Origin of the sequence: Nitrosomonas sp. JL21, from assembly GCF_009833095.1 — a bacterium.
Taxonomy (GTDB): domain Bacteria; phylum Pseudomonadota; class Gammaproteobacteria; order Burkholderiales; family Nitrosomonadaceae; genus Nitrosomonas.
In genome coordinates, this window is sequence record NZ_QRCB01000040.1 from 18270 (window position 1) to 41121 (window position 22852).

The following is a 22852-nucleotide window of genomic DNA, read 5'->3' on the forward strand; positions in this document are numbered from 1 at the left end:
AACATGGAGAGATGAGCAACCCACCGCTTGCAACATCCCACTCCGCCTAGAGCACAGCTCGATTGTGTGGGAAACCGCACCGATTTTTCTTCACTCCCTCGCTATTATTCCAAATTTTATTTAAACCCATGGAAGTTTTAATACCGACCGTCGTTGCGTGGGCGGAAGAAAGAAATTTGATACGCGGAACGACGACTCAAACGCTCGCACTGCACTTAACGGCTGAATTTGGGAAACTGTCAGACTCGATTCTCACAGGCGCTGATTGCAGAAAATATATTGGCAATACCTTAGTGGAACTCATCATACTTTGCCAAAAAGAATATCTTACGCTGTACAAATGCATCGATCTCGTTACGCCCATTGATGATGAGCGGGTCAAAGACCCTATTTTCACGCTCATCAGCTTATCAAAATATCTGGGGCAATTGTCGTCGGATATCCTGCAGAAAAAGAATTTCGAACTGAACATTGGTTACATCTGTATGTATCTGACCATCCTCAGCAAAAACATCAATTCTTCGATCAAAGAATGTTTACGTATTTCTTTCAATGACTTAAAGAATAAAAAAGGTATCCTATTTGATGGCAATTTCATTTTGGAGAGTGATGAGCATTATGCGTATGCGGTACGTATCATCAATGGCCGCAAAAACCATCGCGGCTAATGACCTGATTATTCAATAAATAACCTCATCTCAACACCACAACCAAAGTTCGGTTCCGTACAGACGCCCTATTTATAAGACTTCATACTGCTTTGCAAGATGAGAAAGTAATTTGTTTATTTTTGATTCAGCAGGCACTTGCATCAGTGGGATGAGTGCGGGGATGTTAACCGGCACAGCCAATCTCCATCGATCTGTTTCAAACAAATATATCAGCAGTACAAACACTATCGCAGCAGAGTTGATCGTAATAACCCTTAATTCACAACTCAACCGCTCAAACCCTACAAGGAGAATCACATGAACTGGGACGAAATCGCAGGTAATTGGAAACAAATGACCGGAAATATTCAACAGCAATGGGGCAAATTAACCAATGATGATCTCGACGTCATCGACGGCCAACGTGAAGAACTCGTAGGCAAAGTACAGGCCCGCTACGGTATTTCCAAAGAAGAAGCGCAAAAACAAGTAGATGATTTCTTGAAAAGCTGCAGATGATGAAAACTGCCGTCGAGCGTTGAGGACTGAAGTTCATTCTCATCAAGAAAATAATTTAACTTTTTGATTAAGTATAAAAAGCTTCGCCATTTCAGCGCAGGTTCATTGCATACCCATGAAGACTGAAGAAGCAAATACGGAAGGAAAATGGTATGTCTAGCAATAAAGATGCGTTACCTGTCAGTTATGCTCAGCCGGGACTGACGATTAATTGGGGTTCAATATTATCTGGCCTCGTTTTCATCCTTGCATTGGGATGGTTGCTGTTCACCCTGGGCTCGGCGATTGGACTCAGCATAGTAGATGTTCATGGTCTGCATGACGATGACGGATCGTCAAAAACCGCTGCATTGGGCACGGCAGCAACCGTGTGGATCTTGGCGACGGTCGTAGCCACCTATTTCTTAGGAGGATTTCTCGCCGGCAAGGTTTCGGGAAGAACGGACAAATCGACCGAACTCCTGCATGGCGTCCTCCTTTGGTCGTGCACGATCATCATAGGCATCATATTCAGCGCTATTGGCGTGTCAGGGATCATGAATTCTGCCGCTGGAGCCGCCAAATCGGTTACCTCGACCGGCGCTCAAGCAGTGTCCATGATGGCAGGCGGAATGACTGGCGGTCACAAGGGCATTGACTCTTCGCAATTAGGGTCATTTTTGCACCCATTGACCGGTTCATTGAAACAAGACCTTAACAAGGCGCTCGAAAAAGCCAAACAAGCCGCAAAAGATTCCGAAGAAGATTCCGGCGCAAAAAACGGTACGCAAAGCAGGTCGAATGAATCAGGCCAACATCAATCCAAAGATCAGAATTCCTCTCAATCGTCAGCTTCCTATAAAGCAAGCAACGATGAGATCCAGTCTACATCCGCCAGCTCAGATGATGCTTCAAACAATCGCGATAATGGTGACAGCGATGATGAAAAATCTGCCAAAACCGATGACGATACCGATGACGAAGCTAGAGAAGGCCGCGAAGGCCAGTCGCCTGCTCGGGCCGAAAACTATTCACGAGAATCCAAGGAAGGCTCGACAGAAAAATCAGGTTCGCATTCAGCTTCCAAATCATATTCTCAATCAAGTCATCATTCCTCAAATGGGCGCTCAGTTGATCGCGCGATCAAAAAAATCGATCCTCAGGTTCTGATGGCTGTTGCGCTGGCGCTGATTCAAGGCGATGAAAAAAGAGCCAAGGGCATCATCACCAGTCATTTCGATATCGATGAAGCCGAAGTCGACAAACTGATCCAGGCTGCCCAACAAAACTTCGAGCAAGCAACCGAGGAATTGGAGAAAAAAATGAACGAGGCGAAAGATTACGCTGCAGGTTTGCTGTGGATCATCTTTTTAAGCTATCTGATTGGTCTGCTGGCTTGCATCTGCGGTGCGCAATTGGCTATGAGGTCGCCCAATCTGCTCGATGCCGCCGGCTCAACCTCTTCGGATAAAAAATACTAAGCGCACTTTGGATTCAGGCACTAATAAACTGATGGATAACGTTTAAGGAAATCAATATGGCTATACAGTACAAAAACTACAGCATCCTTGTCAGTAGTGAACTCGATAGCGTAAGCGGTGATTGGAACGGACGTTACCGCATCATGGATGACGAAGGCATCGTCGTGTATGAAAGCTTTTCTGATTCCGCGGGGAGTGAAGAAGAAGCGCTTGCAGACGCCGAAGAAGCGGCGTACGCCTGGGTAGATTATCAATAACCTATCGTATCAATACACAATGGAGATACCTATGAAAATTCGATCAATGATTTTAGGATCAGTCCTGGTTCTTTCTGTAAATTCTTTGAGCTGGGCGGGCATGTTCGACAAAGACGTGGAACTGTCATCGCTGCCGCCAAAAGTACAGGACGCTATCAATCAGCACGCCCAAGGCGGAAAAATTGACAGCATTGAACAAGAAAAATCGGACGGAAAGCTCACCGTCTATGAAGTCGAAGTAAAGAAACCGGATGGCAAGGAATTCGAATTCAAAGTCGATGAAAACGGGACATTGATTTCACTCGATAAAGATTAACGAAAGGCAGAATACATTGCTGTGTTTTTAATCGTAAAAAGGAGAAATGAAAATGAATACCACCAAAACCAATTCTTGGCAAAATCTTATGATATCCATCGGAATCCTCGGAATATTCTTATTGTCCAGCACCCCAATACTAGCGGCCCAGCCCCAGGGCAAGGAGATGAAAGATGAAGGTGTAGGTATAGGCAAAGCGGATCAGGCACAAGGTGAAAATAAGACACTCGGCAATACGGAAGGAGGAACTGATCCATCGGGACCACGGGATCGAGATCCCGGCGAGATTAAAACGTTATCCGACCGAGCCCAAAATGATGAAGCCACCAATGCATCATCTCCGGGTAACAGCGACAAAACCGAGAAACAAATTCCAAATGCATATTCAGGTGCAAAAAAACAATAACACCCTTTCCGATTTCACTGCTGATGCCGGTCTGCTAAATTGGGCCGGCATCAAATGAATTTACTCAGAGGAGCAAAAACAATGAACATCATGTTATGGGGCATACTGGCGTTGACCGTTTTGACCGCCAATGCGGTAGCAGGTACTCGCAGCCATCTGGACCAAGCCATGCAATATTCTGAAGCAGCGTTATATGCACGGGATGGAAAAACGCTTATCGAAAAAGCCGAAGAAGCAAAACAACAAGCATCATTGGCAAGCGCTGAAAAAGTGGATGGCAAACATCGGGAACAGGGCCTGCAATGTCTGGACAACGCCATCAAAGAGGCCAAGGCCGGTAATGTCGAAGCGGCACGCACAGCATCCAAAGATGCGCTTGATCATTTCACGCGAGCAGCTCAATAAAAGGCTGCATTGCACGTATGAGCTCGAACTAGCCGGTAAATTTTGTATAAGGAGAATGGAATGTTTTATTGGGCATTCATATTTTTGATCATTGGGCTCGTGGCCGGGGCGCTAGGCTTGACGGGCGTGGCCGGAACCGCAACTGAAATTGCCTGGATCGCTTTCTGGTTGGGGTTGGTAATGGGCATCTTTTTTTTCTTTGTCGCACGACGATCACCCCCGCACGAATCATAAGCAAACCGGCAATTCAGATTAGCCGGGGGTCATTCTTGAAGATGTCGAGGTCGCGGCATCGTTCTTCGCGCATCCTGGTTTTACGACGAATCTGACTTCTCGGTTCGGAGTCATTGCTGACGATCGATAGCCATGTGTTATGAAGATTCTCAAATTTATCGTAATTATTTTGATGATCGGCACGCTCATACTGATCGGCGGCCATTATCTGCTCACATCCAAATGGTCGCGCGATCTGCTGGCCCAGCAAATCAGCGAGCGCATCGACCGCACACTGACTATAAACGGCGATTTGACGATCGATTGGTCCATGGTTCCGCGCATCCGGATCCAGCGCATCACGTTGGCCAATGTGCCGTCCAGCCCATCGCCCTATATGGCGGAAATCGATGAACTGGGAATGAGTCTTGATGTGCTGGAGATTTTGAAGGGCCATATCGTTATTGCTGATATTGCGCTCATCCATCCCAAACTGGTGTTGGAGAAATATTCCGCTACGGAAAACAACTGGACCTTTCCGTTCATGAATCAAGAATTCGAAAAAGACATCATGCCGGTAGACGTTGAGCGTTTAAGAATCGAGCAAGGTACGGCGCTGTTCAAAGATGAAAAAGATACCGCGATAGAAGCTCGTATCGACACTCGAGAAACATTACAACATGGTGCCGACAATCTTCATGTCAAAGCGACTGGAACCATCAAAGGGGATCAATTCAATCTAACCATTAACTCGGGCCCTTTAGTAGCATTGAGAGAAGCCAAACAAGAATTCCCGCTCTCGGCCGCCTTACAGGCAGGCAGCACAATCATTAAAGCGGCGGGTACCGCACGCCAGCCGTTGAAATTGAAGGACATGAATCTGGAATTCTCGGTGCGCGGATCCAACCCCGCTCATTTATCCAAGATCAGCGGAATCCCGTTACCTAACCTGCCGCCTTATCACATGAAGGGTAATGTCAGCGATCGGGAAAAAGAATGGGAAATCAAAAATCTCATCGGAAAAATTGGCGACAGCGATCTGAAGGGCAAAATCAGTATTGATTTATCGGGAACACAACCTTTCGTAAAAGCCGATCTCCTGTCAAAAAAAATCGATCTGGATGATTTCGGGCCGATGCTTGGCATTGCGCCGGATACTGGCCCCGGAGAAACGGCATCTGCCGCTCAAAAGCGTGAAGCCAAGAAACAAGCAGTCAGCGAATTCTCGTTGCCGACCAAACCCATTGATTTCAAAAAACTGGAAAATATTCACGTTGATATCAAGCTTACCAGTTCGGCCATTCAAACAGATTTGCCGATCGATAACCTCACGACGCACTTGATCGTCCAAAATGGCCGTTTAACGCTTTCACCACTGGATTTTGGCGTGGCTCACGGCAAAGTCATTTCTCGTGTCGAGATCGATGCGAACGCCAAACCCGTACAAACTAAAATCGACACCGAAATACACCACCTCCGCCTGAAAGAAATACTGAAGCGCTGGGACATTTCATCCGAGAGCGCAGGAATCATTGGGGGCAAAGCGATTTATTGGCTGAAAGGAAATTCACTCGCAGACATGTTTTCCTCCGCCGATGGCGGCATGCTAATGCTGATGACAGGCGGCAAATTGGACGACCTGCTGGTGGAGCTTTCCGGATTGGACTTGGGCGAAGCACTGGTAGCCTTGTTCGACAAGGAAAGCAATACCGAAATCAATTGTGCTTTTCTGGATCTTCCCACCAAGAATGGCCTCATCACGATCAGTAAATTGATCATCGATACCGACGATACGATTTTCCTGGGATCGGGTTCAATCAATCTCAAGCAGGAACAACTCGATATGGTCATCGATCCTCATCCTAAAGATTTAAGCGTATTTTCTGCACGCGCGCCACTACACATCGAAGGCACCTTCAAGAAACCCACCTTCACGCCTGGCGCCACCGCCCTCATACGCGGCGCAGTTTCTCTGGCGTTATTACCTTCCGCTCCCGTGGTTAGTCTGTATGCGCTGATGCAGAAAGAAAATGACGGTAAACGTCCCATCAATGCCCATTGCGCTACGCTGGAAAAACATGTGAAGAAGGATACAGCTCAAGAAAATAAAGAAAAAAATAAAAAGGAAACTAAAAAATGAAGAATCATCGATTGATCATTAACTTTTTAATTCCAGTCGTATTCCTGGTGGCGTGCTCTTCCTCGTCTCCTTTCCGTCAGAAAGAAGAATCAGACCCGGACTCGGTGCTGGCGATGAATATCCGCGCCAAGCTCATCGAAAATAAGAATTTGAATGCCGCAGCCATTCAAGTCAAAGCTACGGATGGCCTAATCGTACTGAGCGGTTTCGTTGACAATGAACAACAACGCAAACTCGCCTCGACCATCACCCAGCAGAACCCTGATGTAAAGAAGGTCGACAATAAAATCGTCGTCAAGTGATGGGTTATGACGAGATGATCACGCCCTTGCCATCCATCTTCTAAATTGAGAAAGGATATCGTGCCATGGAAAAGAACCCCAAAAAGCAAGTCCGCCCTCAACAACATCAGAGCCGGCCTGGTTCGGAAGATGAACTCAATCCACCTGCCGAGACCAAACCCAAACACTACGCCCCATCAGGAAAACTCGCCGGTAAAGTATGCTTGATCACCGGCGGCGATAGCGGTATCGGTAAAGCAGCATCGCTTTTGTTTGCCAAGGAAGGCGCCGACATTGCCATTGCCTATTTAAGCGAGACCGACGATGCTGCGAAGACCAAACAAGAAATCGAAGCATTTGGAAAGTCCTGTCTGCTGATCAAAGCAGACCTGAGTGAAGAAGCAAACTGTAAGACTGCCATCGAGAAAACCATCGAGCACTTCGGTCAGTTGGACATTCTCATCAATAACGCCGCGCTGCATTGGGAAGCCGAGTCGCTCTCGGATATCTCGACCGAGCAATTGATGACTACCTTCAGCTCGAATTTCTTCTCCTGCTTCTGGCTCTCCAAATACGCCCTGCCTCATTTAAAAAAAGGCAGTTGCATCATTAACACCACTTCCGTGACCGCTTATCGCGGCAGTCCTCATTTGATCGATTATTCATCGACCAAAGGCGCCATTGTCACATTCACCCGCAGTCTGGCGCTCAATCTGATCGATAAGGGCATACGCGTCAACGCAGTCGCCCCCGGCCCAATCTGGACGCCGTTGATTGCCTCATCGTTCGATCCGGAAAAAGTAGCGGCCTTTGGCAGCGATTCGCCGATGAAACGGGCTGGCATGCCCAATGAAGTGGCCCCGTGCTTTTTGTTCCTGGCTTCTGAAGATGCCAGCTATATGACAGGCCAAGTATTGCACCCGAACGGCGGGGAAGTCATCAATGGTTAAATGGACAGAAAAACTTCCTGCGGAGTGCAGAACCAGAGGTCAACACCCTCTTTTTTATTAACCTAATTGGTACACTCTTCGCGCGCTATTTGGTACCTTTTTACTCCGCCATTGACACTTTGGACTTTCCGATGCTCGTAATGCCGGAATTCCAGCACTTCCACGAAAATGTATGCATTTGCAGTATTGTCCCCGCAGAGTGATTTTCTTAGCATGATCCATGCGAAGATCAATGAAATAGTGGTCAATCATTCGATTCGATTTTCATTGGCGTTACCGCAGCAGAAGTCATCATGTCTGAATGATCATTAAAAATGAGGAAATTATCATGAATAATATCAAGAAAGGATTTACCGCAACTGTCATGGCAGCAATGGCAATATGCCTTTTCCCGTTTCAAATGGCGCTGGCAGACCCGGGCAGTGAAATGGGGTGTATTGCCAGGGAGCAAGGTTCGAAGAGATTCGTCAGAAGTGATCAACTCGACCGGAAAAACATCATGGAATCAATGCAAGCGCAACGGCTGCAAGGTGCCAGAACGGCCGATCCGTGCCTAAGTGGACAACTAAAAAATATTCCTGCCGCAGCCTATGCCAAACTGGCCGAAAAGTATCCTGATAAATACCAACCGCTGGAAGAGCCAGGCAAAATAGGCTCATCCCTTGAAAAAAGCGCTGGCGGCTCTGCAAAACATAAAGCACCTCAGTATAGCTATAATGGATTTTTGCAAGCAATGCCGCCCGAAATATTGCTCTTTGCCCCTGTTTCGTTAAAAAATGATGACAGGGTATATGGTATAGCTTTTACCGAATTCTTTGATGGCCCACCTTTTTTTACAGCCTACGCTGCGGTGTTCAAAGACGAGGCTGTGACTATCCTAAAAAACTCGAAAGGATTTAACGTCAATGTAGCTAATGCACGCGGTACGCTCGGTGGCTACATTATCACTGATTCTGAGAATTTCTTTACTCAGGCCGCCTTGTTTTATGGTAAAAAAATTCACCTGATTCCACGCTTGCCTGGTGAAATCTCCAGCCAGGTGATTCTCCTCAATGACCCGGGTGTTGCAATCATTTCTTCTTTGGATGAAAACTTCAATGAAAGGCTGGCACTCTACAAAAACGGTCGCGTCACTCTACTGGATTTTGGGCCGGATATCCCGCCTGTTTCTGTTAGTGGTATGAACAATCAAGGGATTATTGTCGGCATTACCTCTATCGATGGTCGTGTTGATCGCGGCATTCGTTTCGATCCACGCACCAAAGTGGTTACAATACTCGAGCCGCAGCCTACAGAGCCGCATTCCTGGGCGGTGGGAATCAACAACCGAGGGGATGTGCTGGGATATTCTTTCATTGGCGGAGGCATCGAACGCATCGGCGTCTGGGATGCAAAAGGGAAATTCCATACCTATTTTGTCGAAGGAACCCCCGAATTCCCCACTATCAGCAATCGATTGAAGTTCAACGACAACAACACAATCGTGATTACGCTGGTAACAAATCCACCTAACGAGCGCGATAATAGCTATCTTGTGCCCAAACCGGGTGTACGGTTGAATATAGCCGATTTGGTAACCGGTATGCCTCCCGATCTTTCTTTCCCCTTTTCCTTCCTTCAAGGTATAAACAACCATGGAAATATACTTAGTTTTGAATTCTTGCTGGAACGTATAGGCCAGGGACACCATTAACATTTGAAATTCAATTCGCAGATCATGAGAAAAAACAAGCAGTGCGGGCAAAACCGGCACTGCTTGTAGTCATTCATTATCCTTTCGCATTTTGGATTCCTTTATCTGGACTTACTAATCCTTGCCGACATAACCAGACTCACCGGATTGCCGGCATCTGCACCGAACCCACCCCTTTTCTTCCGCTTTGCGCAATGCTTCATACCGGCAATGGACATCCATCAAGATAAGGATCCGTTGAAATTGAGTGCGTATGGTTGCAGGAGAACGGCAGAGGCGCTCGGCCAGGATTTTGGTATTGGTCGTCTTGATTTCAATGCAGCTCTCCAATAGCCGATTTAACGCAGGTGCGAGCCGCTCGCATTGACAGTGATTTACGTCGTGAGAATTTGCATTCATACATTCTCCTTCTGTGCCTTACAGTGCCAAGAAAGAAACTGACACAGGCCCAAACTTTCTGATCAGCCCTACTACAATCTTAGGCTATGGATACCCAATCGATTTTGTTATCTATCATTTTCAGCACCATGAGTAAATGCATGATCTCAGAAACTCATGGCACTGAAATGATAGACAACTCAATTCCTCAGGCGAAATCCGCCGTCACATGAACGCCGATCAACAGCGTAGCTTCGCCATTCGTGAAGGTATGATAGCCATGAGAAATGCCGTCATCTTCCCAGCCGCTGTCGTGTGCAACGACGCGATCATTTCGATTGCCATCGACAATCAGCGTGTTGCTGGTGCTTGACAGATTAAGCACATCCAGCGCAGTCAAGGTCAGCTTATTGGAACCGTTGCCCTTCAAGTCGATGGCTTCGATATCGCTGATATGCCCGCGCTCTTTGGTCAGATTCAGGTTCAAGTGACTATCGTCCAGTTTCAATGTATCCAGGCCAGCGCCGCCATCGGCCAATTGAAACTTGGTATCGCGAATTTCAATCGTGTCATCGCCCGCGCCGGCATGAAAAACATCCTTTCCGCCGCGACCAATCAACGTATCGTCGCCATCCCCAGCGACCATGCAATCTATCCCTTTACCACCCTTGAGCTTGTCTGCTTTCGCCGTGCCCATGTCCGTCACTTTGCCGTTGAAGTTGCTGCCGAAGATGACGTAAGATGAACCTGAGGCTTCGCCGTTCGGGTCAGCTTGAGGAGCGCCAACAACTAAATCAGCAAAACCATCCCCATTGATATCTCCTGCTCCGCTAACCGAATTTCCTAACACATCCCCCGCTTTCACTCCATCCAGCCGCAAACCGTCATTGCTGCTAAGAGTTGAGATATCAAAAGTAGCGTCAAAACGAGCAGCTTTACCAAATATCACAAAACTAGAGCCAGCGTAGGCATTGCCATTCGGACTAGAATTTGGAGCACTAACCAATAAATCAGCGAGACCATCGCCATTGACATCGCCAGCATTACTCACCGATAAACCCAGCAAATCACCAGCCGCCGCTCCATCTATCCTGAACCCATTACTGCCATCAAGGCTTGACAAATCGAATGTTGCGCCAAAACCCGATGCCTTGCTAAACACCACATAACTAGAATTGCTTAAAGAACCGAGAATCAGATCAGCAAGTCCATCACCATTGACATCGCCAGCGCTACTCACCGAAAAACCCGAAAAATCATACGCCGCTACCCCATCCAACCGAAAACCATTGGAACCATCGAGACTGGACAAATCCAATGTTGCGTTAAAACCATCAGCCTTGCCAAACACCACATAACTAGAACCAGATCCACTGCCGTTTGGATCAGCTTCATGAGCCCCAACAATCACATCACTAAATCCATCACCGTTGACATCGCCCGCCCTGTTGACTGAAATGCCAGCAACATCATATGCCGCCATCCCATCCAGACGAAAACCGTTACTACCATCAAGGTCGGACAAGTTTAACGTGGCTGCAAAACCGCTAGCCTTACCAAACACCACATAACTTGAACCGGAATAACTACCATTCGGATCAGCTTGAAGAGCACCAACAACCACATCATCAAACCCATCGCCATTGACATCTCCGGCATTGCTGATCGATTGGCCGGATAGATCTCCATTCGCTACCCCATCCATTTCGAACCCATTACTTCCATCAAGACTGGACAAATCCGCTACAGCATCAAAACCGGATGCCTTGCCAAATACTACGTAACTGGAACCGGCTGCATAAGCTCCGTTTGGGCTGGCTAACATAGCCCCAATCAACAGATCACCGAACCCATCACCGTTGACATCGCCCGCCCTGTTGACTGAATTGCCAGCAAAATCATCTGCCGCCATCCCATCCAGACGAAAACCGTTACTACCATCAAGGCCGGACAAGTTTAACGTGGCTGCAAAACCGCTAGCCTTACCAAACACCACATAACTTGAACCGGAATAACTACCATTCGGATCAGCTTGAGGAGCACCAACAACCACATCATCAAACCCATCGCCATTGACATCTCCAGCATTACGAAGTGAAAAACCCGACAGATCATAAGCAGCCACCCCATCCATCCGAAACCCATTACTGCCGTCGAGACTCGATAAATTAATAATATTCGTTGCCATGTTATTACCCTCCATAAAGGAATAAAAATAATGACGTGCATGAGTCGTAGCTGCCGCTTTGGAAAGTTTTGAAAAATTACTGCGCTCGTCCATGCGGACTCCAAATTAGATCAAAATACACACTTATTAGTCATAAACTGCGATTTTCACTTCATTTCGCTTGCCTCTTTTTCAGCACTTTTCAGGGCATGACCGCGTTTATTTGCCGCCAATGATTCGACAAGCGCCCGGGCACGACGCGCAACTAAGAGTGTTCATATGCAAACACGCAAGCTTCGCAACACCGCAGGCGTGTTTTATTCCAGTAACTCTTCCAAGCGGTGGTTTCAGCGCTCCCCATTTCCGCAATGCTCGTTCCGGATGGCACAACCGTAGAAATAGCTTTGCGGATAACTGTTCAAACCTCACCGCCGCAGGCGCAGAATAATGACCAAGGCCCGGCAACCACGACCATTCCATGCTAAACCCGCAAAACCCTGTCGTCTAGAAGGTATCTGTCCCGAAGCCTTGATTTTAATCAAAAGATATATAAGAACCGTAGAGAATGGCGCCAATAAAGCGTTTTCGGCGATCAGAATGAGTACATTACGGCTTGACTGCTTAAAACGGTCAAGTCATTTGTCCCGAAAAAGGTAAAATTTTTACTTTGTAGGCAAGCAATTTTGAGATTTTGAAGTAACTTTACTTAAAGCTATTTTTAAAGACTGTGAATGGAGAGCTACGGCAATGAAGGGATAAGGGATTGAAGCTATGATACTGAGATAGGGCAATTTATTGAAAGATAGCTTCCCTATGGATTAGTGCTCAGTTGATAATTTATGATTTTTTGAAGGAATCAAATCCGATTGAAGGGCGTGATTAACAAAATCTCGTCAGTTCGCACTGATTCTTTGTATTGGTTTTCAGAACAAAGCTTTTATTTGAGCACGCAAGGTAGTCATGCTGACGCAAACGAGATGAAGCGATAGGCACCTGGAACGCAGCAACCAAAGCCTATCGACCAGATAGGCGAAGAAGTGAGTACCGCGCAACGAAGCGATTGGCTGGTGCAGTCAATGAATCAAAAGTTCCTCATGCCGTTGACACCAGCAGATCAATAATTCGCCGTCGGACTATATTTTCAGAATTCACTGCCCCGGCTTTTATCGACATCCTCCGGTTTCACCAGACTGCCGACATTCCCCCACGCATTCCGGATATAGGACACTACCCAGGCAATTTCATTATCGTGAATGAGATGCTGATAGGGCGGCATGCCATACGGTCGCGGATTACCGGCGGTAGCAGGAGGATACCCGCCATACAGCACGCTACGGATGGTATTCAACGGAGAACTCATGGTGACACTTCGATTCCCTGCCAACGGAGGATAAATTTTTGGCACGCCTTCGCCTGATTTACCATGGCAATCTTGACAGTGCTTTTGATAGACTTCTTCTCCCTGCGCTAAATATTTCTGCACGCGTTCCGGCATTTTCGGCGCTTTGCGAGGCGTTTTGGCAATGTCTTGCTTTTCACCCAGGGATTGAAGGTAAACCGCCATCGATCGGATATCTTCGTTCGATAGATATTGCAGGCTTTGCCGCACGATCGTCGCCATCGGGCCAGAAGTCACGGCATGGCCGTTGATGCCCGTCGACAGCAGTTCAACGATATCCTCGATCGACCATTGACTCACACTGGCTTCTGTCGGTGATATCAACGAGGGCGCATACCAATAAGTGCCCATGATCTCACCGCCAGTCAGCTTATCATCCTGGCTCGCGCCCCATACATTCCGGGACGTGTGGCAGGCATTACAGTGTCCAAGTCCCTGAACCAGATAATTGCCTCGATTCCATTCATCGCTTTTGGATTTGTCCGGCTGATAGACCCCTTCATTGAAATACCACGTTCTCCACAGACGCAGGAGCCATTGATTATCGTAGGGTGAATATAGCGTGTGGGACGGATTGGCTTGTACAACGGCAGGCAGGGAACGCAGATAGGCAAAAATCGCATCGGCGTCCGGCCGTGTGACTTTGGTATATTCGGTATAGGGAAAAGCAGGATACAAGTAACGTCCATCCTTCGATTTTCCGTAATGCAATGCCTGCCAAAAATCTTCCTGATCCCAGCGACCGATTCCAGTTTCATTATCCGACGTTATATTGGGTGTGATGAATCGCCCGAACGGCGTATTCAGCTTACGGCCGCCCGCATAAGGTTCCCCTCCGCGCGTTGTATGGCAGCCCATACAATTACCCGCCCGGGCCAGATACTCTCCGCGCTGAACCTGCTCACCGCTTGAATCAGCCACCGTCGGAGCTGCCGCAACCTGTCCTATCGACAGCAAACCGACGGCAACAGCAACGATGATGTGCCACTGACTTCCAAAACTCGATCCACCTAAACGTTTCATTGCATCACATCCTTCCCGGACACGATAGTCCGGCAACGCTGCGCCAGTTCCGGTGCAAGCGCATCCGTTCCGGCTGATTCCCCTGATAAAGGTTGACTCGGGAGCCACATCGCCAGGGCATTGACCTCTTCCTGAGTCAGTTTCTTTGCGATTTCCGACATACAGTCAGGCGTCTGACCGCGCATGATCCCGCCATTGCGCCAACCGCCGAACTGTGCCGCCACATAGGCATGAGGCAAGCCCAGCAGACCCGGAATATACGGTTGTACACCCATCAGTGCTTTTCCATGACAGGCATTGCACGCCGGAAGATCTCGCGCTGGGTCGCCGGAATTAACCAAGGTTTCAACTGACTGAATATCATCGGATGACAGAGCCTGAGCTACCGGCGTCGGATAGGTGTATGGCAGGGATGCAAAATATTGGGCAATTTCCTGCATATACTCATCAGACATATTCTCCAGCAAGATGGCCATGGGTTGATAAAAGCGCCGGCCATCGCGAAAATTACGCAATTGATTGTAAAGATAACCCGCCGGTTTACCGGCGATACGGGGAAAATAGGCATCCCGATCTATCCGGTCGGCTTCTTTATGGCAGATGATGCAGGGCTTGGCCCGCTCTTCCAACGTATCAGGTATTTCAGCCGAGTCGGGCTCGACAGCGTTTGCCAGAGCGGAAATCATCGATAACAACACGCAAGCAAGAAACTTCATTGATATGGGAATCCCTGAAAATAATTATCTTGGAAATACCGGCAGCACTGATCACCAGTCAAGCTGCCATTGCCTCAGATATGCATTCAAATCGCATCATTATCGTGCCTATCGGCGCGCGATTATAGATTTATGCGCCACGCAGCCCTGTTGCGACGAGCTGCAACCAGAAAGTGCAGTATACCACTGCTCCTAATGCAATCAGCCCCATGATATCTCTGTTCAAGAAATTTTGAAAAGCTACGGCATTTGTTCCTAACCTAAAAATTAAAAGAGCCTGCTCACATATTGCAAGCAGGCCCTCATTTTGTATTGAAATTGAAGAACTAATCACATCCTCGTAATAAAAAGATCATGAACAGGATCGGAATGGGAATTCCCAGCAGCCATAACAAAATGTAACCGATTTTACCTTCTTGGTATTTTTTCAATGCTGTTGGCAAGGTAGTCAAAGGCGTAGAATTTTTTTTCGTCGACATCGGAATGCTCCTTTTCGATTGAGTCTTTTCTTATAGAAACCATGCACATGAAAAATTTCATTGATATTTCACAGCAATCAGATCCATGATTAGTTTCATTTTTTTGGCGCGAGTCATTACAGCACTCTCAAGTAAGCCACCAGATTGGCTTTTTCTTCGTCAGTTAATTTCAATCCCAGGACCAGATTGAAAAATTCCACCGTATCTTCGAGCGTCAGCAATCGGCCGTCATGCAAATACGGCGGACTATCCTTGATGCCGCGCAACGTGAATGTCTTCAGGGGTCCGTCACCGCCTTCCTTGAGGAAACGCTCGAGTTTCAGATCGTGCATTTGATGATCGAGATAAGCGGGCGGTTGATGGCAACTGGCGCATTGCCCTTTACCAAAAAAAACCGATTCGCCCCGGATTTCACTTTCCGTCGCTTTGGAATGATCGAGTTTGCCGCGCAGATCCAGTTTTGGAGCGGGTGGAAAATCCAGCATATTCTGGAATTGAGCCATATGGCTGACATGGACTCGGTCGATGACAGGAAACCCTTTTTTCATTGCGCGAATCGGATCGCCATTGAAATAGGCCGTACGGAATTCAAATTCGGTGAAATCTTCGACAGAGCGCAAACTTCGTTTCGACCCATGAATCTGCTGATTGTACATGCCGCGTAAACTGGTCGTATCCAACCGAAAACGCCGCTCCTCGGGTCGGATATCAGGGCTCAAATGAAATTGCCCGGTCGTATGGCCGTTCACATGACAATCCAAGCAGGCCACGCCCAAGCTGGGGTGAGCACTTTTACGATCGTCGGTGGGATTGAATTCTTCCTGCGGCAGCGGGGTCAGCAGCATTTGCAGTCCGTTCAATTGCACCGGCGTCAGAATATCCTTGAACAGTTCATAAAAATTATTGATCGACACGACTTCACCCCGTGATACATCGCCTAATTCCGGTCTGTTCTGCAGAAAAATGGCCGGGGGAAACTCAGGCAAAAACGCTTCAGGCAAATCGAAGTCTACGTCGAACCGTTCCAGTCTCGGGAACATCGCGATTTGATGAGGGGGAAATACCTGCCCGCCGCTGGCGTGCTTGGGATGCGGCAGCGCTGGGTAAGGAAACAGATTGTTAGCGCGAATATCATCTGACGACATTTGCGCCAATTTTTGCCAAGTAGCATCGCCCTGCAATCGAGCAGTGGGGCCAACGGCTAAAGGCTTGCCCCGTGTCATCGTGACGCTGGGATCGAGGCGGGGTTTCAAGTCATAGCGGCTCTGCAGCAATTTTTGCTGGGTTTTCATCACCTCATCGCGCTCAGCGATGTCTTTTTTCATCACCTCATCAAATGTTTGCTTGGGCTTGCTGGCATTGAAGGGATCCCGTGAAAAATCAAATCCTGTCGCTTTTCCCTTATCGATTTGATTATTGAGATCCACAGTAATGGGCGCAGCTTTTGAAGGGGAAAACACTTCAGACCGGTCATGTTCACTTTTTTTCTGTTCCTTACTCGGATTGGGAGCGCTCTGAACGGTCTGGGCCTCTTGCACCGCATCATGCTTATCCGGTTTGTCAGGCTTATGAGTTGGCGAGACGTTCTCATTTTTACTGAGCGCATTCGTTATTCCCATCAGAAAGCTGCTCAATCCAACAATAACTAAAAAAATCAAAGAATTTTTTTTCATTTTTTTCCCTCAGATAGATTCAATGAGTATTTTTGATCGTACGTGCTTAAAAAATACAGATCTGTTCGGAATCTAACATTGAAGGAAAAGAAGTTTCAGGTACTGCTGACCCTGGTTTTCAGGGAATAACTCCTTGCTCACCATTGAAAATGGTGCAAATAGTGAAATCGCTTACTCATTCATGTTAGCTACTGAAGTAAAAAGAGCCGCGTTCGCGGCTCTTTTTGAAGAACACGCTTAAAGAAAACCCTTTGCTTATTCCCGCGTTGTTCTCTGTCCCGCGGAAGTTCCTTCCCGGGTCGTACCATAATACGAATGGATGGAATTCTGCCACGTGGGATCGGCCATGTCGGGCCAGTTATCCTTATCGAATCCCGGTGCCGATTCCAATTTTTCTTTATCGACATCCAACGTGAAGCGCTTGTTTTCGGTATCCAGTTTCAGCGCATCCCAGGGCACCGCGAATAATTTGTCAGCAATTCCCAAGAATCCGCCGAACGACAAGACAGCGTAGCTGACTTCACCGCTATCCATATCCAGCATGATCTCCTTGATGTCCCCCAGATCTTCATCCTGAAGGTTATAGACATCATTGCCAATCAGTGTTTCGGCACCCATGAGCTGCGGGCCTGGGCCACTGTCGTTCTCATTTTTGTACATGCCATAGGTATCGCGTTCTAAGTAACTCATTGTCATCTCCATCTCGTTAGTTATAAAAACAATCCAATTACGACTTTCATAGCCACTATAGGCCGCACAGTCAGGCCGAATCTGTACGGCATCCCACACAAATATCATTTCACGGCCACAACTTGCAGCTATGTTGGAATGGCCAGTAGACCGTACGTTGTCGAACAGACAGGCGCAGTTCAAACATAAGAAAGTGCAATGGCTGACTTATAGTTAGTGCTGATGGGAATATTGATCAAATGGGCGAAGCGATGCATGTGTATAGCCGATTGATCGAACTTTTCGTTTGAAACTCTGAAACAAAACTATGCTAGAGCGGGCGGTAGACAGTGAAATCGGATTTAAAAATTCCCGAGCCCTTGTCCTTCTGATGTCGACCGACTTGACTCTCGCCAGTACATTTCTGAGTTTCTGAATACACCTATTTATTTATGAGGAATCAAAAATGAAATTACTAACAAATGCTCTCCTGTTATCGGTTTTTACCCTTTTACTCCTTGGCGCGACCTTCAGTTTCTCTGCTAGCGATAGTGCAGAGCGGGAAGCCGATCGATTGGAAGACCAAGCCGATCAAGTCAGAAAAGCGGATGAAAAATCCCGCGATGCGCTCGAGAAACGCGGTGAAGCAGCAGCCGATCGCAAAGAAGACGATGCAAAACAAGTCCGAAAAGCCGCGGAAGATAAAGCCGATCGCATGGAAGATGACGCCGATAGAATCAGGAAATCGACCAAGAATTAATTCTCGGGTACAAAGATTGTGCCAGCTCTGAAGAGTTAATTTGCCGCGGGAAAATAAGGTGAAAAGAAGTGAATAAGCGCAGCCAAAGATTTTAAGAAATCTATTCAGTTCATCGCTGTTTCAAAGGCACGGCCTGACCGAGCACAGTAGTTTTCAGAGCTCCATAGAAACGTAAAATTAAAGAGACTTAATCGCCCTATATTTTTTCCGGAGACTTCGCATGCTAGCCCTGACTTATCACGACAGCCACGATGTGCGTGTCGATAACGTACCTGATCCTGTGCTGCAGGATCCTGATGACATCATTCTTAAAATCACCGCAACGGCCATCTGCGGTTCGGATCTGCATTTGTATCGTGGCAAAATCCCTGAAGTCAAGGAAGGCGATATTTTTGGACACGAATTCATGGGAACTGTAGTCGATGCTGGAAGCGGCGTAAGTGTGCTGAAAAAGGGCGATCGCGTCGCCGTGCCTTTCGTCATTGCGTGTGGAGATTGTTTCTTCTGTGATAAAAAAATGTTTGCCGCCTGCGAAACAACCAACCCGGATCGTGGTGCCATTCTGAACAAAAAGAAGATTCGTCCCGGTGCAGCCATTTTTGGCTACAGTCATCTGTATGGCGGAATTTCCGGAGGACAAGCAGAATATGCACGAGTCCCCAAAGCCAATATCGGGCCGATCAAAATACCCGATGGCCTGGCGGACGAGCAGGTTTTGTTTCTGAGCGATATTCTGCCGACTGACTATCAAGCGGTTCTCAACGCAGAGGTAGACGCAGGCTCGAGCCTTGCCATTTTTGGGGCCGGGCCAGTCGGTCTGATGTCGGCTGCCTGCGCTCGGATGCTGGGGGTGGAAAAAATCTTCATGATCGACCATCATCCTTACCGGCTTGAATTCGCGCGCATGACCTACGACGTGATTCCTCTGAATTTCGATGAAGTGGATGTGGCAGAGGTTATCATTGAAGATACAGCTTTTCGCGGCGTCGATGCAGTCATCGATGCGGTGGGATTCGAAGCCAAAGGCAGTGTGCTGGAAACGGTGCTGACCAATATGAAACTGGAAGGCAGCAGCGGTAAAGCATTAAGGCAGTGTATTGCCGCCGTGCGCCGAGGCGGCGTTGTCAGTGTGCCGGGCATTTATGCCGGGTTCATTCATGGCTTTATGTTCGGCGATGCTTTCGAAAAAGGACTAGTTTTCAAAATGGGCCAAACCCATGTGCAACGGTTCTTGCCGGAACTATTAGGGGCGATACAAGCGGGCAAGCTCCATCCGAACGAGATCATCAGCCATCGCCTGCCGCTTGCGCAGGCTGCGTAAGGCTATCAAATGTTCGACAAGAAGGAAGAGGAGTGCCGCAAAGTCATCCTGACGCCTTGAATCAAGTCGCTCATCTACGATTGCAATAGTTCATGTGAATATGTTTTTCTTTCCGGCGTGGGAATTGCTGCTGCTCTCCGTCGTGCAAACAGCGACGGTTTATGTTTTCATCTTGATGGGATTGAAAATCGTAGGACGACGGGTGTTTGCGCAGCGCGGCCCGCAGGATCTGGTCATTGTCGCGCTGGTGGCCGAGGCCAGCGATTTAGGTCTAACCCCTGATGAAGCAGGCTATTGGGGATCGATATGCAGTGTCATTACCCTTTTGATTCTGGGATATTTCTCCGAACGGATTACCGTCATTCGTCATTTTTTGAATCCAGATCCCATCGTGCTGTACCGCGATGGTAAGCTTGACCGTGCGATGATGCGAAAGCACATGGTGGATATTGAAGACTTGAACGAAGTGGCACGTGAACAAGGTGCGCTCTCTTACCAGGATTTCGAGGGCATGGTACTGGAAGGCGATGGGAATATTTCCGCGGTCAAGCTCCAGAAACACTACTCATGAGCTTGACGAACAGCCCATGACCGACATTGCTGGCCACGAAAGGGTGGCTCGTCGCCGTAGCAAGTTTCCAGCGCTGAGATACCTTCTTTGCCTCACTTTCACGCTTACCTCGATTGCATCTGCAGATAAAACCGGCTTACCCAGCGGAAGGCCGGAGCCGATGGTATTTGATTTAGTTGATCCGCTTGGTACGAAAAAAGGCGAACTCGAGATCAATACGCTATTGGATTACTCGACCCGCACGGGCCAATTCCAGTGGTCACCCGAGATTGAGTATTCCTTTGCAAAAGGCCATGCAATCGAACTCGAGCTCCCGGTCGATAATGCCACATTGAGTGAGTATAAAGTGTCCTTGCAAGGAACGCTCGGCGAATTATTTCAGCGGAGGATGATCCACGGCTGGCAAATCATCGGACGGAGAAAAAACGATGAGAAAGAATTTGGCGCCGAAGCGCTTTACCTGAATGATTACAAATTTTCAGAGTCATGGAGCATGATGAATATGTTTGGGGCGCGGCGCACCCGCTTTAATGAGGACGGAGAATTCGTCGGCTTGGTGAATAATAGCGTATTCTACCGCTTTCATTATTTCGCCATTGGCATCGAATTGAATAGCGAAATCCGCAATACCTACCGCTACCGGTTGACTCCGCAGATTCAATATGGATTCAGCAAGAAAGCTTTCATTCAATTCGGCGGCGGCCCGTCGCACTTGAATGAGGATCAAAAGACGGAATGGCTGATCACGTCCCGCTTGGTATACGATTTTTAGCGATCTCGGGACAAATCTGCGAAAGCTATGCCCAATGTAAACAATGAAGAATCTATTGACCGATCATTGCGTACATTTGTGCGTCGATATGCAGCGCATATTTACTGAGCAAACCGAGTGGAGCACGCCATGGGCGGTAAAGATACTGCCTCAAATCATAGCGCTGACCGAAATGAATCCTGCCCAGACGATTTTTACGCGGTTCATTCCTGTGACTGATCACAGCAAAGCCCATGGCATATGCCATATGGCAGAAATATTATGAACGCTGGCAAAATATGACGCTGGAAAAGATCGATCCAGCGCTGCTGGAGCTCATGCCTGCATCGGCAGCGTTCGTTCCACCCGCAACCGTGATGGATAAACATGTCTATGGCCCATGGGTGGAAACTCATTTGCATCAACATTTACAACAGCGCAACATCCATACCCTCATCGTTTCAAGCAGAGAGACTGACATTTGTGTGCTGGCGACCATACTCGGAGCAGTCGACTTTGATTACCGCGTTATTTTGGCGCGTGATGCGCTATGCAGTTCGCAAGACGCGACCCATGAGCCGATCATGAATATTTACCATAGCCGCTTCAACGCCTAGATCGAAGTATTCTCAACCGAAGATATTCTCCGGATGTTTTGAAAAAGTAGCGAGCCTCAGTCAACGCGAATTCAGACGGAAACATCGTTTTTACAGAAAATCAAGCACTTTCACCTGATTCCCACATCGGATTACGTCGTGTTGCAGTCTTCCAGAGCTGTCTAACAAAGCTGACGCATATCCTTCTAAAAATCCACCCTTTCCTCCGAATCATCCTTTTCGTCTGTTACCGCACTGATCCGAAGAAAAATTCAGTTCATGCTGGCGCCTACTTTCATATTTGTCAGGAGTCATCATCATGGCCACATCAACCCGTACCACTGCCAAGCCTTTAATCAAATTATTAAAAGAGGATCATGACAAAGTAACCGCTCTGTTTGAGGAATTCGAGGAATTGCATGAAAAAAAGAACAGCCATGATGAAAAAGCAGAACTCGTCAGCCTGATCTGCAAGGAATTGACGCTCCATACCCTCGTGGAAGAAAAAATCGTGTATCCGCTTGCCCGCGAATCGATCGATGACCCCGATGTCATGGATGAAGCCGACGTCGAGCATGCCGGAGCAAAAAACCTAATCAAAGAGCTGGAAAAAATGGATCCGGAAGACAGTCACTATGATGCCAAAGTCACCGTGCTGTCGGAATATATCAAGCATCACGTCAAGGAAGAAGAAGGCATCATGTTTCCTAAACTGGAGAAAGCGGGGATCGATGGAGATGAAGTCGTCCAGGAAGTTCTTCAATTCAAGGAAAAACATCAGGATTCCAAATCCAACTCCCGCAAAAGCGTTGCAGGCAAATCCTCGTCCCAATCAACCGCAACTCACTCCGTGAAGTAAATCTACGGCAGCACTAGCTGCGCTTTTTCGTCGATTGATTCAGGATAAAACATATGAACTCAGCCCATGAAACTTCCCGAGCATGGCTTCAGCACTTTTCGCGATAATAGCGAGCACAATGACCTTCCCAGATTGTGAATGCACAAGCCGCAGAGAAACTCGCACAAGAGAGCGCTGCCATCGATTTCATTAGAGATGCC

General features: G+C 47.7%; 26 protein-coding genes. 18 read left to right on the plus strand and 8 right to left on the minus strand.

The features are described from left to right. Positions 1-128 precede the first annotated feature (128 nt). The 12 genes from ABF87_RS11910 (at position 129) to ABF87_RS11965 (ending at position 9290) form a co-directional block, all read left to right on the plus strand. On the plus strand, positions 129-668 hold the full coding sequence (locus ABF87_RS11910; RefSeq protein WP_160829342.1) for a hypothetical protein: 540 nt from the start codon (positions 129-131) through the stop codon (positions 666-668). 300 nt (positions 669-968) lie between these two features. After that, positions 969-1169: a CsbD family protein gene (locus tag ABF87_RS11915; protein WP_160829343.1), complete on the plus strand. Its 201-nt coding sequence runs from the start codon at positions 969-971 to the stop codon at positions 1167-1169. Positions 1170-1321: 152 nt separating this feature from the next. Continuing rightward, on the plus strand, positions 1322-2629 hold the full coding sequence (locus tag ABF87_RS11920) for a hypothetical protein (protein WP_160829344.1): 1308 nt from the start codon (positions 1322-1324) through the stop codon (positions 2627-2629). A gap of 56 nt (positions 2630-2685) precedes the next feature. After that, the gene (locus ABF87_RS11925) at positions 2686-2886 is read left to right on the plus strand and encodes a hypothetical protein (protein WP_160829345.1); all 201 of its coding nucleotides are present in this window, start codon (positions 2686-2688) and stop codon (positions 2884-2886) included. Between the two features lie 31 nt (positions 2887-2917). Then, positions 2918-3202, plus strand: coding sequence for a PepSY-like domain-containing protein (locus ABF87_RS11930; RefSeq protein WP_160829346.1), 285 nt, complete (start codon positions 2918-2920; stop codon positions 3200-3202). A 52-nt stretch (positions 3203-3254) separates the two neighbouring features. Continuing rightward, complete coding sequence (locus ABF87_RS11935; protein WP_160829347.1) at positions 3255-3608, plus strand: hypothetical protein; 354 nt, start codon at positions 3255-3257, stop codon at positions 3606-3608. A gap of 81 nt (positions 3609-3689) precedes the next feature. After that, complete coding sequence (gene smbP / locus ABF87_RS11940; protein ID WP_160829348.1) at positions 3690-4013, plus strand: small metal-binding protein SmbP; 324 nt, start codon at positions 3690-3692, stop codon at positions 4011-4013. 60 nt (positions 4014-4073) lie between these two features. Further along, on the plus strand, positions 4074-4247 hold the full coding sequence (locus ABF87_RS11945) for a DUF1328 domain-containing protein (RefSeq protein WP_160829349.1): 174 nt from the start codon (positions 4074-4076) through the stop codon (positions 4245-4247). Between the two features lie 139 nt (positions 4248-4386). Then, positions 4387-6366 carry an AsmA family protein gene (locus ABF87_RS11950; protein ID WP_160829350.1) on the plus strand — a complete coding sequence of 660 codons (1980 nt, stop codon included), beginning with the start codon at positions 4387-4389 and terminating at the stop codon, positions 6364-6366. Continuing rightward, entirely contained in the window at positions 6363-6668 is a 306-nt protein-coding gene (locus ABF87_RS11955) for a BON domain-containing protein (protein ID WP_160829351.1), read from the plus strand. Before ABF87_RS11950 ends, ABF87_RS11955 begins: the two co-directional genes overlap by 4 nt. 65 nt (positions 6669-6733) lie before the next feature. Next, positions 6734-7597, plus strand: coding sequence for an SDR family oxidoreductase (locus ABF87_RS11960; protein WP_160829352.1), 864 nt, complete (start codon positions 6734-6736; stop codon positions 7595-7597). A gap of 328 nt (positions 7598-7925) precedes the next feature. Continuing rightward, entirely contained in the window at positions 7926-9290 is a 1365-nt protein-coding gene (locus tag ABF87_RS11965) for a hypothetical protein (protein ID WP_160829353.1), read from the plus strand. Positions 9291-9404: 114 nt separating this feature from the next. Here the strand turns inward: ABF87_RS11965 and ABF87_RS11970 are convergent, their stop codons facing one another. The 7 genes from ABF87_RS11970 to ABF87_RS11995 all read right to left on the minus strand — a co-directional run bounded on the left by ABF87_RS11970 (position 9405) and on the right by ABF87_RS11995 (position 17815). Further along, complete coding sequence (locus ABF87_RS11970) at positions 9405-9689, minus strand: response regulator transcription factor (RefSeq protein ID WP_160829354.1); 285 nt, start codon at positions 9687-9689, stop codon at positions 9405-9407. A gap of 187 nt (positions 9690-9876) precedes the next feature. After that, positions 9877-11949, minus strand: a complete 2073-nt coding sequence (locus tag ABF87_RS11975; RefSeq protein ID WP_345789912.1) for an integrin alpha — start codon at positions 11947-11949, stop codon at positions 9877-9879. Positions 11950-12976: 1027 nt separating this feature from the next. Next, on the minus strand, positions 12977-14257 hold the full coding sequence (locus ABF87_RS11980) for a cytochrome c (RefSeq protein WP_160829355.1): 1281 nt from the start codon (positions 14255-14257) through the stop codon (positions 12977-12979). Next, positions 14254-14973 (minus strand): cytochrome c4, encoded by a 720-nt coding sequence (locus ABF87_RS11985; protein ID WP_160829356.1) that lies wholly within the window; start codon positions 14971-14973, stop codon positions 14254-14256. The genes ABF87_RS11980 and ABF87_RS11985 overlap by 4 nt, the downstream gene beginning before the upstream one ends. Positions 14974-15299: 326 nt before the next feature. Beyond that, the gene (locus ABF87_RS14685; protein ID WP_164503229.1) at positions 15300-15452 is read right to left on the minus strand and encodes a hypothetical protein; all 153 of its coding nucleotides are present in this window, start codon (positions 15450-15452) and stop codon (positions 15300-15302) included. A gap of 116 nt (positions 15453-15568) precedes the next feature. Beyond that, complete coding sequence (locus tag ABF87_RS11990; RefSeq protein ID WP_160829357.1) at positions 15569-17125, minus strand: cytochrome B6; 1557 nt, start codon at positions 17123-17125, stop codon at positions 15569-15571. Between the two features lie 255 nt (positions 17126-17380). Continuing rightward, positions 17381-17815 carry a PRC-barrel domain-containing protein gene (locus ABF87_RS11995; RefSeq protein ID WP_160829358.1) on the minus strand — a complete coding sequence of 145 codons (435 nt, stop codon included), beginning with the start codon at positions 17813-17815 and terminating at the stop codon, positions 17381-17383. Positions 17816-18260: 445 nt separating this feature from the next. Here ABF87_RS11995 and ABF87_RS12000 point away from each other — a divergent pair, with 445 nt between their 5' ends. The 4 genes from ABF87_RS12000 (at position 18261) to ABF87_RS12015 (ending at position 21218) form a co-directional block, all read left to right on the plus strand. Next, positions 18261-18554: a hypothetical protein gene (locus ABF87_RS12000; protein ID WP_160829359.1), complete on the plus strand. Its 294-nt coding sequence runs from the start codon at positions 18261-18263 to the stop codon at positions 18552-18554. Between the two features lie 220 nt (positions 18555-18774). Continuing rightward, positions 18775-19875 (plus strand): zinc-dependent alcohol dehydrogenase, encoded by a 1101-nt coding sequence (locus ABF87_RS12005; RefSeq protein ID WP_160829360.1) that lies wholly within the window; start codon positions 18775-18777, stop codon positions 19873-19875. A gap of 100 nt (positions 19876-19975) precedes the next feature. Then, complete coding sequence (locus ABF87_RS12010) at positions 19976-20446, plus strand: YetF domain-containing protein (RefSeq protein ID WP_240143667.1); 471 nt, start codon at positions 19976-19978, stop codon at positions 20444-20446. Between the two features lie 16 nt (positions 20447-20462). Next, on the plus strand, positions 20463-21218 hold the full coding sequence (locus ABF87_RS12015; RefSeq protein ID WP_240143662.1) for a hypothetical protein: 756 nt from the start codon (positions 20463-20465) through the stop codon (positions 21216-21218). 52 nt (positions 21219-21270) lie between these two features. On the opposite strand, the gene ABF87_RS14780 is transcribed toward ABF87_RS12015, so the two are convergent. Next, positions 21271-21453, minus strand: coding sequence for a hypothetical protein (locus ABF87_RS14780; RefSeq protein WP_205012694.1), 183 nt, complete (start codon positions 21451-21453; stop codon positions 21271-21273). Between ABF87_RS14780 and ABF87_RS12020 the strand changes: the two genes are divergently transcribed. After that, complete coding sequence (locus ABF87_RS12020) at positions 21452-21814, plus strand: isochorismatase family protein (RefSeq protein ID WP_205012695.1); 363 nt, start codon at positions 21452-21454, stop codon at positions 21812-21814. The two genes, ABF87_RS14780 and ABF87_RS12020, sit on opposite strands and share 2 nt — an antisense overlap. A gap of 298 nt (positions 21815-22112) precedes the next feature. Continuing rightward, positions 22113-22652: a hemerythrin domain-containing protein gene (locus ABF87_RS12025; protein ID WP_160829362.1), complete on the plus strand. Its 540-nt coding sequence runs from the start codon at positions 22113-22115 to the stop codon at positions 22650-22652. The last annotated feature ends 200 nt before the right edge of the window (positions 22653-22852 follow it).